The organism is Streptomyces sp. NPDC007917 (assembly GCF_042959105.1).
Taxonomy (GTDB): Bacteria; Actinomycetota; Actinomycetes; order Streptomycetales; family Streptomycetaceae; genus Streptomyces.
This window is the reverse complement of record NZ_JBIBKK010000004.1, coordinates 13,749-29,246: the sequence shown is the minus strand read 5'-3', so window position 1 is coordinate 29,246 and position 15,498 is coordinate 13,749. Positions and strand designations below refer to the sequence as shown.

15 protein-coding genes are annotated in these 15,498 nt (G+C 70.7%); 5 read left to right on the top strand and 10 right to left on the bottom strand.

What is annotated here, in order from left to right; genetic code table 11:
- Positions 1 to 95: 95 nt before the first annotated feature.
- Complete coding sequence (locus tag ACFZDL_RS08640) at positions 96 to 1,433, top strand: MFS transporter (protein ID WP_353589808.1); 1,338 nt, start codon at positions 96 to 98, stop codon at positions 1,431 to 1,433.
- A gap of 59 nt (positions 1,434 to 1,492) precedes the next feature.
- Positions 1,493 to 2,074, top strand: a complete 582-nt coding sequence (locus tag ACFZDL_RS08635; RefSeq protein WP_353589807.1) for an AAA family ATPase — start codon at positions 1,493 to 1,495, stop codon at positions 2,072 to 2,074.
- A 57-nt stretch (positions 2,075 to 2,131) separates the two neighbouring features.
- On the opposite strand, the gene ACFZDL_RS08630 is transcribed toward ACFZDL_RS08635, so the two are convergent.
- The 7 genes from ACFZDL_RS08630 to ACFZDL_RS08600 form a co-directional block, all read right to left on the bottom strand.
- Entirely contained in the window at positions 2,132 to 2,803 is a 672-nt protein-coding gene (locus tag ACFZDL_RS08630) for a VOC family protein (protein ID WP_353589806.1), read from the bottom strand.
- Between the two features lie 16 nt (positions 2,804 to 2,819).
- On the bottom strand, positions 2,820 to 4,178 hold the full coding sequence (locus tag ACFZDL_RS08625) for an MFS transporter (RefSeq protein ID WP_353589805.1): 1,359 nt from the start codon (positions 4,176 to 4,178) through the stop codon (positions 2,820 to 2,822).
- A gap of 71 nt (positions 4,179 to 4,249) precedes the next feature.
- Entirely contained in the window at positions 4,250 to 5,224 is a 975-nt protein-coding gene (locus tag ACFZDL_RS08620) for an amidohydrolase family protein (protein WP_353589804.1), read from the bottom strand.
- Positions 5,221 to 5,691, bottom strand: coding sequence for a hypothetical protein (locus ACFZDL_RS08615; protein WP_353589803.1), 471 nt, complete (start codon positions 5,689 to 5,691; stop codon positions 5,221 to 5,223). Before ACFZDL_RS08615 ends, ACFZDL_RS08620 begins: the two co-directional genes overlap by 4 nt.
- Positions 5,692 to 5,744: 53 nt before the next feature.
- On the bottom strand, positions 5,745 to 6,935 hold the full coding sequence (locus ACFZDL_RS08610) for an FAD binding domain-containing protein (RefSeq protein ID WP_353589802.1): 1,191 nt from the start codon (positions 6,933 to 6,935) through the stop codon (positions 5,745 to 5,747).
- The gene (locus ACFZDL_RS08605) at positions 6,932 to 8,332 is read right to left on the bottom strand and encodes an MFS transporter (protein ID WP_353589801.1); all 1,401 of its coding nucleotides are present in this window, start codon (positions 8,330 to 8,332) and stop codon (positions 6,932 to 6,934) included. Before ACFZDL_RS08605 ends, ACFZDL_RS08610 begins: the two co-directional genes overlap by 4 nt.
- A gap of 151 nt (positions 8,333 to 8,483) precedes the next feature.
- The gene (locus ACFZDL_RS08600) at positions 8,484 to 9,998 is read right to left on the bottom strand and encodes an aldehyde dehydrogenase (RefSeq protein WP_353589800.1); all 1,515 of its coding nucleotides are present in this window, start codon (positions 9,996 to 9,998) and stop codon (positions 8,484 to 8,486) included.
- A gap of 196 nt (positions 9,999 to 10,194) precedes the next feature.
- Between ACFZDL_RS08600 and ACFZDL_RS08595 the strand changes: the two genes are divergently transcribed.
- Positions 10,195 to 12,069 carry a GAF domain-containing protein gene (locus tag ACFZDL_RS08595; protein ID WP_353589799.1) on the top strand — a complete coding sequence of 625 codons (1,875 nt, stop codon included), beginning with the start codon at positions 10,195 to 10,197 and terminating at the stop codon, positions 12,067 to 12,069.
- A 14-nt stretch (positions 12,070 to 12,083) separates the two neighbouring features.
- On the opposite strand, the gene ACFZDL_RS08590 is transcribed toward ACFZDL_RS08595, so the two are convergent.
- The 3 genes from ACFZDL_RS08590 to ACFZDL_RS08580 form a co-directional block, all read right to left on the bottom strand.
- Positions 12,084 to 12,728 carry a dihydrofolate reductase family protein gene (locus ACFZDL_RS08590; protein WP_353589798.1) on the bottom strand — a complete coding sequence of 215 codons (645 nt, stop codon included), beginning with the start codon at positions 12,726 to 12,728 and terminating at the stop codon, positions 12,084 to 12,086.
- A 65-nt stretch (positions 12,729 to 12,793) separates the two neighbouring features.
- Positions 12,794 to 13,333, bottom strand: coding sequence for a GNAT family N-acetyltransferase (locus ACFZDL_RS08585; protein ID WP_391190735.1), 540 nt, complete (start codon positions 13,331 to 13,333; stop codon positions 12,794 to 12,796).
- A 12-nt stretch (positions 13,334 to 13,345) separates the two neighbouring features.
- Positions 13,346 to 14,332 carry a YafY family protein gene (locus ACFZDL_RS08580; RefSeq protein ID WP_353589797.1) on the bottom strand — a complete coding sequence of 329 codons (987 nt, stop codon included), beginning with the start codon at positions 14,330 to 14,332 and terminating at the stop codon, positions 13,346 to 13,348.
- A 60-nt stretch (positions 14,333 to 14,392) separates the two neighbouring features.
- On the opposite strand from ACFZDL_RS08580, the gene ACFZDL_RS08575 reads away from it, so the two are divergent.
- A complete protein-coding gene (locus ACFZDL_RS08575; protein WP_353589796.1) occupies positions 14,393 to 14,992 on the top strand; it encodes a DinB family protein in 600 nt (199 codons plus the stop codon).
- Entirely contained in the window at positions 14,989 to 15,450 is a 462-nt protein-coding gene (locus tag ACFZDL_RS08570) for a VOC family protein (protein WP_353589795.1), read from the top strand. Before ACFZDL_RS08575 ends, ACFZDL_RS08570 begins: the two co-directional genes overlap by 4 nt.
- Positions 15,451 to 15,498 lie beyond the last annotated feature (48 nt).

Sequence of the window (15,498 nt, the reverse complement as noted above, 5' to 3'; positions counted from 1 at the left end):
GTCCCTCTCCCCACTTCCCGGCCGCGTCCCCTCCGTATCCCCGTCCCCGCACCCCCGTCCCCAACCCCGCAAGGCCGTTCTCCCAGGAGCTCCCCATGGCCCAGCAGTCCCTCACGCCCGAATCTCTCGACACGGGCGGCACACACCTGAGAAAAGCGATCCGCATCCGCTGGGTCCTGGTGGCGCTCCTGGTGATCGGCGGTGTCGTCAACTACCTCGACCGCGCCACCCTGAGCGTCGCCAACACCACCATCTCCAAGGAGTTCGGCCTGAACTCCACCGAGATGGGGCTGCTGCTCGCGGCCTTCGCCTGGCCGTACGCCATCGCCAACCTCCCGGCCGGCTACCTCGTCGACCGCTTCGGCGCCAAGCGGATGTACGCCTGGGCGGCCGGCCTCTGGTCGCTGATGGGAATGGTCACGGCGGCCGCGAACTCCTTCGGCCTGCTCTACGCGGCCCGCGTGGCCCTCGGTGTGGCCGAGTCCCCCTTCTTCACGGCCAGCCTGAAGGTGAACGAAACCTGGTTCGCCAAGGACGAGCGCGCCCTGCCGATCTCGATCGTCAACACGGGATCGCAGATCGCGAACGCCATCGCTCCGCCGCTCCTCACCGTCCTCATGCTGAGCTTCGGATGGCGCGGCATGTTCATCATCGTGGGCGCGCTGGGCATCCTCGTCATGCTGGTGTGGCTGCGCGTCCACCGGGACCCCACCCTGCGCGAGATGGCGCTGATCAAGGGCGAGCAGGCGGCGGCCGAGGCCCGCGAAGCAGGGCGAGCCGGCGCCGCCCGCGAAGGCACGGACCAGAAGAAGGCGAGCTGGGGACAGCTGTTCCGGCAGCGGAACACCGTCTTCATGATCCTCGGTGCCTTCGGCATCTTCTACACGGTGTGGGTCTACCTGACCTGGCTGCCCAGCTATCTGCAGACCTCCCGCGGCTTCAGCCTCTCGGAGACCGGCTGGCTGTCCTCCCTGCCCTACCTCTGCGGCATCGCCGGTGTCCTCTTCGGCGGCCTCCTCTCCGGGCGCCTGATCCGCCGGGGCTTCACCGCGGTCGCCTCCCGCAAGGTCCCCATCGTCGGCGGCGCGGTGCTGGCGGCCGCCGCGGTCCTTCCCGTGGCGTACGTCGAGAGCACTCCGTTCGCGATCGCCCTGCTGTCCGTCGGCTACTTCGCCGCCCAGGTACCGATGGGTTGCCTGTGGACCCTGGCCTCCGACATAGCGGAGCCGCACCAGGTGGCCTCCTTGGGCGCGATCCAGAACTTCGGCGGTTTCCTCGGGGCCGCGATGGCCCCCATCGCCACCGGTGCCATCCTTGACGCCACGGGCGACAACTACACCTTCGTCTTCCTCGTCGGCGGAGTGCTTCTGCTCGTCGGCGCCGTCTCCTACCTGTTCTTCGTCAAGGACCGCCGGGCCGCCGTCACCGCCTGACACGGCGCGGGGCGGGCCGATGCGGCCCGCCCCGCTCCCTTCACCCATGAGAGCCGCATATGACCACCCCACGGGCCTTCTTCGTGATCGGGCCGGCCGGGTCCGGAAAGTCCAGCGTGGCCCGGCTGCTCGCCGAGCTGTCCGGTGCCGCCTACATCGACAAGGACACCGCCTGCAACCGCTTCACCGAAGCACTTCTCGAACTCGCCGGTACGGACAGGACGGAGCGTGACCTCAACCCGTACTACCAGTCCGTGGTGATGGACCTCGAGTATCTGACGATCCTCGATCTGGCCAGGGACAACCTGGCCACGGGCCGACCGGTCGTGCTGGACGCTCCGTTCGGCCGCTACTTCTCCCGGCCCGACTACCTCGACGAGGTCGCCGAGCGGCACTCCTGGCCGCGCCATGCCGAGCCCGTGGTGGTGCGGGTCCAGGTGGACTCGGACACCGCCCGCGAACGCGTCCGCGCACGTGGCTACGGAAGGGACCGGTCGAAGCTCGCCGACTGGGACAGCTTCTGGCAGAAGGCGCAGAACAACGTGTGCCGCTGGGCGGGCGGCCGTCGGCTGGTGTTCGACAACCGGGCCGAGGGCATCACCGCGGCCGCGGTCGCCCGCGCGCTGGACGGTCTGGTCTGACTCCCCCGAGCCGCCGGCCAACCAAGATCACATCCAGCCCTCCGGGCAGCGACGACGTCAGCGCCGGGGCTCGGTGACCGCTGTGCGGCGGATCACCACCTCGCCCTCGTCCGTGGCCACGGCGACCGCGTACAGACCGGGACGTCCGCCGTTGTACCTCAGGGGAAGGTCGGCGGCGCCGTCGCCCAGCCACGCACGCATGTCCGCCTCGGTGCCGCCGACCTCCATCCAGGTGATCCCCTGGGGTGTGTCGCGCTGCCCGTCGCGCGGCTGCGCCCCCGGGTGCTCGGAGAGGTCCTCGATCAGGAACACGTTGGGTACTCCCCGCTGCCAGCAGGGAATCGTCTCGGGGACACGGATCGCGTTGCGCTGCACGCCGTCCGTCCGCTTGCGCAGTGGCGTGTCGATGATGTCGGTGCCGAAGTGCTCGGCCAGCTTCTGCAGTTCGTCGCGCGTGTCGACCCGCAGGCACCAGCCGATGAACACGTCGCCGCCCTCGATCTGGTCGTAGAACCAGCGGGCGCTGGGGTTGGTCCGCGGTGCGTAGGCGTCGATGACGCTCTCGACTTCGATGTACTGGTCAGGGCCGAGCGGGACGATGCGGTTGGCGATGCCGAGGTGCGGGAACCAGCCCCCCTCGTACTGCCCGAACCCGGTTTCCGCGCAGAGCTGTTCGGTGCCCGCGTAGATGTTGCGGGACCCGAGCGAGATGTGGTCGATCGTGAGCAAGGTGTTTCGTCCTTCGTCAGGGGGCGGTGACTTCTTCGAGGTCGCCGTGGTGCGGGGCGGAGGTGTGGGAGGTGGCGGTGTGTGCCCGTATCCGGTTGCCGGCCACGGTGACGACGGCGCAGCCGACGAGCGAGGCGGCGATGAAGTACAGGCCGCTGTTGTAGTTCCCGGTCGCGTCGCGCAGCCATCCCACGATGTAAGGGGCCAGGAAGCTGCCGATGTTGCCGAGCATCGTGGTCAGGGCGATCCCGACGGACATGGCGACGGGTCCGCGCAGGTGTCCGACCGGGATCTGCCACATCAGGAAGAGGGCGGCATAGATACCGGACGTGAGCAGGACCGTACCGAGCAGGGTGAGCCACAGACCGGTGGTGTTGGCGGCCAGTACGGTACCGCCGGCGGCCAGCAGCGCGCCGCAGGCCACATGCCACACCCGCTCGTCGCGCCGGTCCGAGCTGGACACCCATACCAGGGCGACGAGCGTCGCGGGGATGTAGACGGACCCGGACAGCAGGCCCGTCTGGACCACGCTCAGCTCGGTGTGGGCCTGCTCGGCGAAGCCGGTGATGATCAGCGGAAGGAACGAGGTGATGGCGACGAAGCCGACCCACAGGAGGCTCACCCCCACGGAGAGGGTGACCAGGCGGAGGTCGCGCAGGCGCTCGAGGACATCACTGAACCGGATCTTCGGCTTCTCCGTGGCCGTCTCCGCCGTGGTGACCCCCAGCAGGGCCTCCCGTTCCGGCTCGGTGAGCCAGGTGGCGGTCGCCGGGGAGTCGGTCAGGAAGCGGAGCAGGACCAGGCCGAGGATGATCGTCGGCACTCCCTCCAGGATGAACATCCACCGCCACCCGGCCACTCCCAGCAGGCCGTGCGCGTACTGGATGATGGCCGCGGACAGCGGCGTACCCAGGATCGCGTAGAACGGCAGACACACCAGAGCGGTGACCCGGCCGCGCATCCGCGGCGGGAACCAGATCGTGAGGTACATGAACATCCCGGGAAGCATTCCTGCCTCGACGGCGCCCAGGGCGATTCTGCTCGCGATGAGGCTGCCCTCGCCCTGGATCAGGCTCGACAGCACGGCGACGACACCCCAGGACATGGTGAGCAGCCCGAGCCAGCGCCGCGGGCCCAGCCGGCCCAGCGCCAGATTGCCGGGGAGCTGCAGGGCGATGTAGCCCGCCGAGAAGATCCCGGTGGCGAAGCCGAAGGCGGAGGTGGTGATGCCGAGGTCGGCGTTCATCGTCAGCGCGGCGGTCCCGAGGTTGACGCGGTCGAGATAGCCGGCCGTGTACAGGAGCAGGACCAGCGGGCCCAGCCGTCTGAGGGCCTTTCCGACCGCCTGGCGCTCGGCCAGGGAGATGTCTGACACGGTGGGTTCCCTTCTCGGAACGGTTTGGAACGGCTGGAGCGGTCTGTCCGCTGGTCTCGGCGCCGGGCCCGTCACAGCCCGAGGAACGCCCGCGCGTTGGCGGTGAGCGTCCCGGCGTCGGGCCCGTGGTCGGTGGCGAAGCGGACGGGGTCGGGCTGGGCCATGTCGAACGGGTAGTCGCTCCCGCAGACGACGCCGCCCTTGGAGGCCTGCGCGGCCAGCAGCCCCAGTGGTCCGGGGTCGTGGGTGACGCTGTCGAAGAAGAGCTCGCCGAACACCTCCGCCGGCGGCCGGGTCGAGTGGCGGCGCACATCGGCCCGGGTCTGCCAGCCGTGGGTCCACCGGCCGAGCAGCCAGGGTGCGCAGCCACCGCCGTGCACGAAGCAGATCCGCAGCCGTGGCAACTGCTCCTTGACTCCGCCCAGGATGAGCGCGGCGACGGCGGTGGCGCTCTCGACGGGGTTGCCGACGAGGTTGGAGAGGTAGTGCTCCGACCACTCGGGCCGGGGCAGTTGCATGGGGTGGACGAGCACGGCGAGACCGAGATCCGCGGCGTCGGTGAGGATGTGGCGCAGCGCGCCCCGGTCCAGCGAGCGGCCGGCGAGCAGCGGCGGGATCGCGATCCCGGCGATGCCGTCGGTCCGGGCCAGCTGCTCCATCTGGGCCCGGGCCTCGTCGGCGTCGTCGAGGCCGACCAGGCCGAGCCCCACGAGCCTGCCGCCGGAGTCGGAGACCACGGCGGACAGCGCGTCGTTGAACGCCGTCACATAGGCACCGGCCCCCGGCACGCCGCCCACGGGGAACGCGAAGGGCGGCGCGGACAGGACCCGTACCCCCACGCCCTTGGCGCGCATGTCCTCGAGGATCGCGGGGACGTCGCTCATCGCCCGGGTCGGAATGGACAGCGGGACCTCGCCGAGGTGCAGTTCGCCGTCGCGGTCGTGCATGCCCCCGTACGGAGCGCCCGGGGGGAGGTGGAACAGCTCGGCGGGCAGCCAGTGGGCGTGGACGTCGATGACGCCCTCGGCGAGTGGGGTGCTGATCACGCCTGTCCCTCCTGCCGGGCGTCCGACGCATCGCCGTGGATGTCCAGTGGCGCGTTGGCGCTGTCGAGGTGCTCGACGGTGGTGAAGACCAGCTCGGTGTCGCCGACGTTCTCGATGTCGTGCAGCAGGTATTCGCCCGGGCCGAAGGTGAAGTGACGGGTCTCCCCGGCGTGGTAGGAGACCTCCCGGGTCGTACCGTCGTGCGTGTGCTGGCGACTGCGGCCGGCGTTCACCGCGGTCCAGAAGTAGTCGAGGACGTGCCGGTGGGCGTGCCAGCGCTCGCCGGGGGCGAGCCGGATCTCCCAGACCCGCACCCGCGGTGTCTCGCTCAGCAGCCGGGAGCCGACCCGGCCGTCGTGGGAGTGCGCTTCGAACTCCGCGCGCAGTTCCTGCGGCCATCCGTCGAATCCAGTGGCGACGAGGTCGCCTGCCAGAGGCAGGTCCGCGAGAAAGTTGTCACTGGTCATCGTTTTCTCCTTGGGTGTGATCCGTGGTGGGTCGAGGGCGGGCGGGGCCGGTGTCAGCGCCCGGGGCCGTAGAGACCGAAGCGCAGGCTCGGGTCGCCGGGCTTCCAGGTGTTCGAGAACTGGGACCGCTCGCCCATGGCCACGACCCGCTCCAGCAGCCTGGCGCTGAGTTCGAGCTGGACCGGCTCCCACGTGCGCAGGGCGGCGCCGATGTCGCCCTCCGCTTCCTGGAGGGCACCGACCAGGGCCCAGGCGTCGGCCGCCGCTTTCGCGGTGCCGGCCGCGGCGTGCGGCCGGGCGGCACACGCGGCGTCGCCGATCAGGGCCACCCGGCCCTCGGCCATCCGGGACGCGCGCACATCGGAGACGACCTGGATGTACGGCGTGGTCGTGGACGTCACCACCTCGGCTGCCGCGGGGGACAGCATCCGCCGCGCCGCGTCCCGCATCTCGTCCACGTAGCGGTCCTGGACCTGGGAGGGGTGGATCGACACCGTGCCGGCGAAGCCGCGCTTGTCGATCAGCATCTCGGCCAGCTCGGGGCCCTCGGGCACGTTCCGGTACCAGACGTAGTTCATGAGCCGGTCCTGCGGCCCGGTCCCGCCTTCGCCGGGGATCGGGTAGAGCGTGATGTGCGAGTGGGGCACCACGGTGTAGCTGATGGAGTCCTTCAGCAGCTCACGGGTGCCCTCGGACAGGTCCTTCTCCGGGACCGTGCCGCGCCAGCCGATGTATCCCGAGTAGGTGAGATCCGCGGCCGGGTCGAGGCGCCGGCGCCCGACGGAGGTGATTCCATCGGCAAAGACCACCAGGTCAGCCGTCACCTCACGCCCGCTCACGAACCGCACCGTGACGGATCGCTCGTCCTGGTCGAAACCGCAGGCGTACTCGCCCAGGTGGTAGCGATCGGTTCCGAAGTCGCCGAGCAGGGCGCGGTAGAACGTGCCCCAGGAGGTGTAGCTCCAGGTCCGGCGCTCGCGGTGCAGGATCTGGTTGTCGGTGTCCAGGTACTGCACCCAGTCCGTGGAGGTGCTGAGGTTTTCCGGATGCTGCTCACTGCGCTCGGTGAACCAGCGCAGGGTGTCCGGCTGGAGCACGATGCCGCTTCCGCGTCCGTCGAGTGCGGTGGGGGTCCGCTCGAAGACGTCGACGGTGAAGCCCAGGTCGCGCAGGAGGAGCGCGGTGGTGAGCCCGCCGATCGATCCGCCGATGACCACGGCGGTGGCGCCGTCGTACGCGTTCATGTGTACATCTCCTTGCTGGTGGTCGACCCGGTCGGTGGCTGTGCCTGATCCGGGCCGAGGTCGATGGGGTCGCTGGGGAGCTCGGCGCCGCGGGTCTCCGGCGCGAAGGCGAGTCCGGCCACGGCGATCAGACCGACCGCGGCGACACAGGTGGTCGCCAGGCCCAGGTCGCCGCCGAACCACGAGGTGGCGATGACACCGGCCACCAGCGGGCCGGCCGCGGTGATGGACCGGCCGATGCTGTTGCACAGGGCCATGCCGGTGGCGCGCACGCTGGGCGGGAAGAGTTCGGGGCCGTAGACGAAGGTGCCCGACAGGGCCCCGAACAGGCCGAACCCGACGACCGGCAGGGCGAGAAGGAACTCGCCGTAGCCGTGGTGGAAGGGGAAGAGAAAGCCGACGCTCGCGGCGGAGACGGCGAAGCTGATGGCGAAGGCCTTGCGCCGCCCGAACGCGTCGGCGAGGAAGCCCCATGAGGCATAGCCGAGGACGCCGCCCGCGTTGAACAGCATCGAGGCGACCGCGACGCGGCTGTTGGCGGTCTTGGGGGACATCGCGCTGGCCGCGGTCATCTGGCGGATGATCTGGGGATACCAGGTCGACACGCTCCAGAAGGCGATCAGCGAGCCGGTGGCCAGCGTCGTGCAGATCGCCGTCCTGCCCAGCAACGGCGCGGCGAGCAGCCGGCGCAGGACGAACTGGTCCGCGGCGGCCACCTGCCCCTGCGACTTCCGTGTCCGGCGTGCCGCGATGGCGCCCTGGATCTCCGGGGGCTCGGGAACGTAGCGGCGGATGAACCACACGAGGAGGGCGGGTGCCACCGCGATGCCCATCATCAGCCGCCAGCCGTGGTCGCCCAGCAACTGGTAGGCGAGCGCGGCGATGAAGAAACCGGCGGCGTAGCCGGACATCATCACGCCACAGGCCCGCGCCCGGTAGCGGTTGCGCCACACCTCGGCCACCAGCGCGGCCCCGACCGGGGCCTCGACGCCCGAGCCGAGCCCGGCGACGAACCGCAGGACACCGAGTTGCCACCAGGTGTCGGCGAACGCCGCCAGCGCGGTGAACACCGCATAGGTGACGATGCCGGCGGACAGCACCCGGACCCGCCCGAAGTAGTCGGCGAGGATGCCGAAGAGGAGCCCGCCGACCGCCCAGCCGGCGAGGAACAGGGCCACGGTCAGCCCGCCGTAGAACCCGATGGCGTCGGGGTCCACCGCGACGCCGCTGTGCGGCAACAGCTCGGTCATGGCCGGGCCGAGGACCAGTGCGTACAGGCTTCCGGCGAAGCCGTCCAGGGCCCAGCCCATCGTCGTCCCCAGCAGGACGAGCCATTGCATTCGGGTGATCTCCGCGCGCCAGCCGCGAGCGGGCCGGGCGACCTGTGTGTTCGACATGGGCGGGTCCTTCGCTGGACGTTGCCGGACAGGAGTCGTCGTGGGAACCAGGGGGAATCCGGTGGGGGTGGGGAAGCGCCGTGGGACAGCCGGTCGGCTCAGACGGGCGGGCCGGTCGGCTCAGACGGGCGGGCCGGTCGGCTCGGACGAGTCAGTTGAGACGGCCGGGCTCGGCGTTCCCGTACCAGTCGACGTCGTCCGCGGCGGTCCGCACCACGACGGTCTTGATCCAGGTGAAATCGTCGAAGGACTCCTGACCGGCATCCCGCCCGGTACCGGACTCCTTGACCCCGCCCCACGGGAGCGACGGCTCCAGCCGGTGATGGTCGTTGACCCACACCATTCCCGCGGTGACGCGGTCCGCGACCCGGTGACCACGAGCGATGTCACGGGTCCACACCCCGGCCCCGAGACCGAACCGGTTGTCGTTGGCCATCGCGACCGCGTCGTCCTCCCAGTCGAAGGGCACGACGACCGCGACCGGTCCGAAGATCTCCTCACGTGCGACGGTCATGGACATCGTGGCATCGGCCAGCACGGTCGGCTGCACGTAGTAGCCCGATGCGAGCTCGGCCGGCAGCTCGGGAACGCCCCCGCCGGCGGCGACGCGGACACCCTCCTCGACACCGGTCGAGATCAGGCGCAGGACCTTGTCCCGCTGGACACCGCTGATCAGCGGCCCCAGCTGGGTCTCCGGCCGCACCGGGTCCCCGATCCGGATCGCCGAGGCCCGCGCGCTCAGCGCCTCGACGAAGTCGTCGTAGATCCCGCGCTGGACGAGGAACCGCGAACCGGCCACACAGGACTGCCCGGCCGCCACGAAGGCGGCGAACGCCGCTCCTTCGGCGGCGACGCGCGGGTCGATGTCGTCGAACACGACGATCGGGGTCTTGCCGCCGAGCTCCGCGGTGACGCGGGCGAACCGGGCAGCCGTGGCGACCGCCGCGGCCCGCCCGGCCTCGGTGCCACCGGTGAGCGTGATCTTGGCGATGTCGGGGTGTCCGGTGAGCCGTTCCCCCACCTCGCGTCCGCCGGTCACGACACGGACCACGCCCTCCGGCAGCCCGGCCTCGCGCAGGATGTCGACCAGCGCCAGCGTGGTCAGCGGTGTCATCTCGGAGGGCTTGACCACCACGGTGTTCCCGGTGGCCAGCGCCGCGGACAGGCTGCGCGCGAGGATCAGCAGGGGGTGGTTGAACGGCGTGATGATGCCGCACACGCCGAGCGGTGACCGCCGCTGATAGGTCAGATAGGGGCCGTCGCCGGGCAGAACGGCGTCCCTCTGGGTGGCCAGCAGACCCGCGTTGTAGCGGAACCACTCCGGAACGCGGGAGAGCTGCGCCCTGGTCTCGGTGATGGGGCGGCCGTTGTTCCGCGTCTCCAGCTGGAACAGCGACTCGGTGTGCGCCTCGATCGCGTCGGCGAACCGCAGCAGGTACCTGGCTCGCTCACTGCGGGGCATACGCGGCCACGGACCGGATTCGAAGGCCGCCCTCGCCGCCCGCACCGCCTCGTCCACCTCAGCCGCCGTGCTGTCCGCGACGGTGCGGATGACCTCGCCGGTGGACGGGTTGACGATCGCCCGATCGCGGTGCGCGGTGTCGTCGTCCGCCGTCGCCGCCGTCGTGCTGGTGGCGTCGCTGAGCAGGGAGGTGTTCTCGTTCATGGGCTGTCCTCACGAAGGGCACAGGGCCGCGGATGCGGATGCGGGTGTGGGAGGGGGATGAGCGGTGTCCACGCCTCGGCGCGGCAGCGTGCGGTCGAGTATTCAGACAGTCCCCGGGCATCTCCATGTCTGTGCCGACACAATCCATCCGGATCTGTGTCTTCGCTGACACACCGCCGCGTGCCATGCTGGGTGTATGCCGACGAGGTCACTGGAGGACGCGGACTCCGCGGGGTCGGACGGAGCCGAGTCGCACGCCGAACTGCGCCGCTGGCTGGAGGCCGTACAGGCGCTGAGCGCGGCCGTGAGCGCCGGACGCGGCCTGCGAGAGGTCCTCGGCCTCGTCGCGGACACGGCGCGATCCCTCCTCGGGTTCGACTTCTGCGGAGTCCTGATCCCCGACAGCTCCGGGCGGAACCTCGTCATCGAGGGGTGGAGCGGGCTGTCGGCCGAGTACGTGGCACGCGTCAACTCCGACCGTCCGGTGTCCCTGCACGGGGACGGTGTCCACCACGCGCCGTCGAGCCAGGCATACCGGTCCGGTCTGCCCGTCGCGGTGCGGGACATCGACCGCGAGCCGCAGTTCACGCCGTGGGGCGGGGTCGCGAAGGAGCAGGGCTACCGGTCGATGCTCTCGGTGCCGCTCATCGCCGGCGGCGACGTGGTCGGCACGCTCAACAGCTACCACTCAGCCGTCCACGACTTCACCGACCACGAGGTCGAGCGGCTCACCCTGCTGGCCAACCACGCCGCGATCGCGCTCACCTCGGCGCGGATGGTCGAGGAACTCCAGCAGCTGAACATCTCGCTGCGCCGCCAGCGCGACCTGCTGACCAAATCGGAGCGGATACACCAACGCCTCCTGGCGGTCGCCCTGCGGGCCGGCGGCCTGGACGGCATCGTCCAGGCTCTTTCGGAACTCGTGTCGCGGCCCGTGCTCGTCGAGGACGCCCGCGGCGCCGTGCTCGCGCGGACCGGCTCCGCCTCGGAGCTGCCGGGCAGCGACGTCAGGGCCGCGCTGCCACTGGAGGAGGATCCATCGGTGCCGCACCCGCCCGGCACCGGCATCGTCCGAGAAGAAGGCGGATATGTCGCCGCCACGGTGAGGCTGGCGGGGGAGGTGGTCGCCCGCGTGTGGCTGCCGCGCGGCGCCGCGGGGTTCTCACTCCTCGACGAACGGGCTCTTGAACACGCCTCGCTCGTGATCTCGCTCGAGCTGTTCCGGCTGCGCACCGGCACCGAGGTCGAGCACCGGCTCCGCGGCGAACTGCTCGCCGACATCCTGAGCGGCGCCGCCGTCGATTCACCCCCGGTCGCGGAGCGGGCGCGTCGACTGGGCCACGACTTGTCCCGCCCCCATGTCGCCGTCGTCGGGCAGCTCGACGTGGCGACCGAATCCCGAAGGTCCCTCATCTACCAGCGCGCACTCGCTCTGGTCTCCGAACTCGCCGCCGCCTACACGCCGAGACCCCTCGTCGCCATGCACCAGGGAGCCGTGGTCGCGCTGTGGCCCCTGGACAGCGTTCGTACGCGAGCGCCGACTCCCCCGGCCGACGGGAAGGCACGCATGGACGCCGTCGCCACCTCGATACGGCGTGCGATGGCCTCGCTGCCGGACGCGGAGGGAGCCACCGTCGCGGTGTCCGGTGCCGAGCTGCGGACCTTCGCGCAGGCGTACCGGACCGCTCGCGGAGCGCTCGATGTGGCGCTGCGCACCGGGCGTTCGGACACCGTGGTGACCCCGGACGATCTCGGCGTGGCCGGCCTGCTCCTGCAACTGGGCGACGCCCGGCAACTGGTCGCCTTCGCCGACCGCACACTGGCGGCGGTCCGGCAGCACGATCTGCTGCGCGGCACCCATCTGCTGCACACCCTCCGCGTCTATCTGGACAGCGGGCTCAGCAGGACGGAGGCCGCGCAGCGGCTCAGTGTCCACCCCAACACGGTGAGCCAGCGCCTGCGGCGGATCGAGGCGGTGGCCGACCTCGACCTCTCCGTTCCGGCGACCGTGGTGGAGGTCAGCGCGGCCCTGCTGCTCCTGGACGTGGCCGAGGGCGGACACCCGGCCTGACGGGTCTCGCCTCGTCACCTCCGCCAGAACAGGTGGTGCGTCACGCCACTCGGGCTGGGCACGACGTCGAGGTGGAATCGGTCGAGCAGTTCATCGGGTGACTCCCAGAGCCGTAGCCCGGATCCGAGCCGCACGGGTGAGACCGCCACATGCATGGTGTCGACGAGGTCGGCGTCGAGGAACTGCCGGATGGTGGTGACCCCGCCGCCGAGCCGGACGTCCTTGCCCTGCGCCGCCTGCCGCGCCTGCTCGAGGACCGTGGCCGGGTCGCCTTCGACGAAGTGGAACGTGGTGTCGGAGAGCGTGAACGAAGGACGCTTGTGGTGGGTCATGACGAACACCGGGGTGCGGAAGGGGGGCTCGTCACCCCACCAGCCGCGCCACTCGTGGTCGTGCCAGGGCCCGCGCTGGGGCCCGAACTTGTTACGGCCCATGATCTCGGCGCCGATGTTGCGTGCGTAGTCCCGGGTGAGGTAGTCGTCGAGGCCGCGGCTCCCGCCGGGATCGGTGCGCATGGGCCAGCTCGCCGTGGCGCCGGCCCAGGCGAACAGCCTTCCGGGATCGACATGGCCGAACGGATGCTCGAGGCTCTGGTCCTCACCGGCGCCGATTCCGTCACTCGAGATGTTGAAGTTCTGGACTCTCAGCAGCTGAGTCACGTGTTCCTCCCGTGTTGTCGACAACGGTGATGAGACTCTTCGGGCCGAGAAAACTCATCGCTGCGTCAGCGGCTCGCCCCCGGCGGGCGCACCATGAAGACGTCGATCGGGTCCTCGGCCTCCACGGTGAAACCGTGGCGCTCGTAGAGCCGACGGGCGGCACTGCCCTGCAGGACGTTCAGACCCACGCCCACACCCTGTGCGTCGGTCCCCTTCAGCACCGTGCGCAGGACAGCGGATCCGAGCCCCTGGCCTTGCCAGTGCGGAGCGAGGTAGAAGTGTTCCAGCCACCGCATCCCTTCGGCGGGCAGGCTGCCTTCGGAGGGCCGGACCGTGACGCATCCCGCGAGTTCACGGCCGACCATGATGATCGACGTGTGCTGAGTGGAGAAGGAATCCCGCAGCCGCTGCCGCACCCGGTGCTCGTCGTAGCGCCCGAGACGTTCCAAGTCCGCGCGCATGACCGTGGCCCGCAACTCCGCGACGGCCTCGATGTCCGCGGCCGCCCCCGAACGCAGCATCCAGCCCGTGACGTGCCTCGACGTGGTCCGTGCGGGCGCCGCTATGTCAGGTCGCGCCGTGTTCCCCATGATCCCTGCGTCCATGACCGGAGTATCTCAGTCCCCCTGCTCCGGGACCCTCGCACCCGCCGACAGCAGCCTCTCCGCCAGTGTCCGGCAGCGCCTCGCGAGCTCGGGAGGGTCGAGCACCTCGAAGCCGTGCCCCAGCAGGAGCACCTGCATGAGCACGAAGTCGAGGCTGGGGGCGCCGGTGAGCACCTCGCAGAGCCCGCTTCCTCGCGACCGTACGACGGCCGCTGATGCCGGAATCTGCGCGCGCACCGTGTCGGCCGACGCGTGCACGAGGAAGCGCGCCTGGTGCGGGTAGACCCGACTCGCCACGCTCTCCTGCACATACGTCGCCGCGTCGGGCGCCGTGCGCGGGCAGAAGCGCCAGGTCCGCGCCGACACAGCGGTCATCCGGTCGACGCGGAAGTTGCGCCAGTCGTCCCGGTCGAGGTCGTAGGAGAGGAGGTACCAGCGCCGATCCGAGGCGACCAGGCGGTAGGGCTCGACCCGCCGCCGCCGTACCTCGCCCCCGGACGGGTAGTCGAAGTCGGCCTCGACCTCGTCGCGGCAGGCTCTGGCCAGCGTCATGAGCACCACGGGGTCGACCGGTGTGGTGCCTCCGCCGAAGGACTCCACCGAGCCGGAGAGCGCGCGCACCTCGTGCCGCAGCCGGGTGGGCAGCACCCGGTCGAGCTTGGTCAGCGCCCGGAGTGCGGCGTCCCTGGCGCCGACGACCGCGCCACCCGCGCCCGCGAGCAGCGAGACCGCCGTGGCGATCGCCTCCTCGTCGTCGAGAAGCAGCGGCGGCAGGTCCTGTCCCGGGCCGAGCTGGTAGCCGCCGCCCACCCCCTGGGTGGCCTGCACCGGGTAGCCGAGCGTGCGCAGCCGATCGACATCACGCCGTACCGTGCGCGGCGTGACCCCGAGCCGGTCGGCGAGCTCGGGTCCGGTCCAGACCCGGCGCTGCTGGAGGAGCCCGAGCAGGGTGAGCACCCGCTCCGTCGTACCGCGTTCGTCACCGCTTGCCACGCCCATGTGGCCCACCCTGCCAGATAGCGGACCGATACGGTCCGCTAGGGGTGTCAGGGTGGCTCCATGGACGCAGACGAACACGACTGGAACCGGACACTGCGTGAGCAGTGGGAGTTCCACTGGAACCATCAGCTCCGGCCCCGGCTCGACGGCCTGACCGACGACGAGTACTTCTGGTCGCCGACGCCGGACGCCTGGAGTGTGTGGCCGCGCGGCAGCTCGACCGCCCCCGTGCAGGCCGGCGTCGGGGACTTCACGATCGACTATGCCTTCCCCGAGCCGGTCCCCGAGCCCTTCACCACCATCGCTTGGCGACTCGGCCACGTCATCGTCGGCGTGCTCGCCGCGCACAGCGCGGCGCACTTCGGCGCGCCGGCGGCGTCGTACCAGACCTGGGAGTACGCCGGCAGCGCGGCCACCGCGCTCGACCAACTCGAGACCCAGCTCGACGTCTGGCTGACCGGGGTGCGCGGCCTCGGCGAGGCCGGGCTCCGGGCCCCGGTCGGTGAGAAGGAGCCCTACCCCGAGTCGGCCCTCGAGCTGTCCATGGCCGGTCTGGTGCTGCACATCCACCGTGAGCTGATTCACCACCTTTCCGAGGTCTGCCTGCTGCGCGACCTCTACCTGCACACAAATGCCGCTGCGAAAGGCGCAACCCGATGAGCCGCCACATCCAGGTCACGTTCGACGCCCACGACCCGCAGGCCCTGTCGTCCTTCTGGCGGGACGTGCTGGGCTATGTCCATCCCGGCCCGCCCGGAGTCGACCTGCCTGAGGGCGCCGATCCGCTGGCCGCCTGGGACGACTTCCTCGCGCGGGTCGGCGTACCGGAGGAGGAGCGCAATACGCGCTCGGCCATCGAGGACCCGGACGGACACGGCCCACGGCTGTTCTTCCAGCAGGTGCCGGAGGACAAGGCCGCCAAGAACCGCGTCCACCTCGACGTCCGTGCGGCGCCCGGGCTGCGGGGAGAGGAGCGGATGGCGGCGCTGGAGGTCGAGTGCGACCGGCTCGTCGCGCTGGGAGCGACGCGTGTGCGTCGCCACGAGCCGGCCCCTCCGATGAGCGCCGGCTTCATCGTGATGGTCGACCCCGAGGGCAACGAGTTCTGCCTGGACTGACGCGGCTTCAGCTGTGGTCGACGATCGCAGCCGTGGGGGAAATCTCCC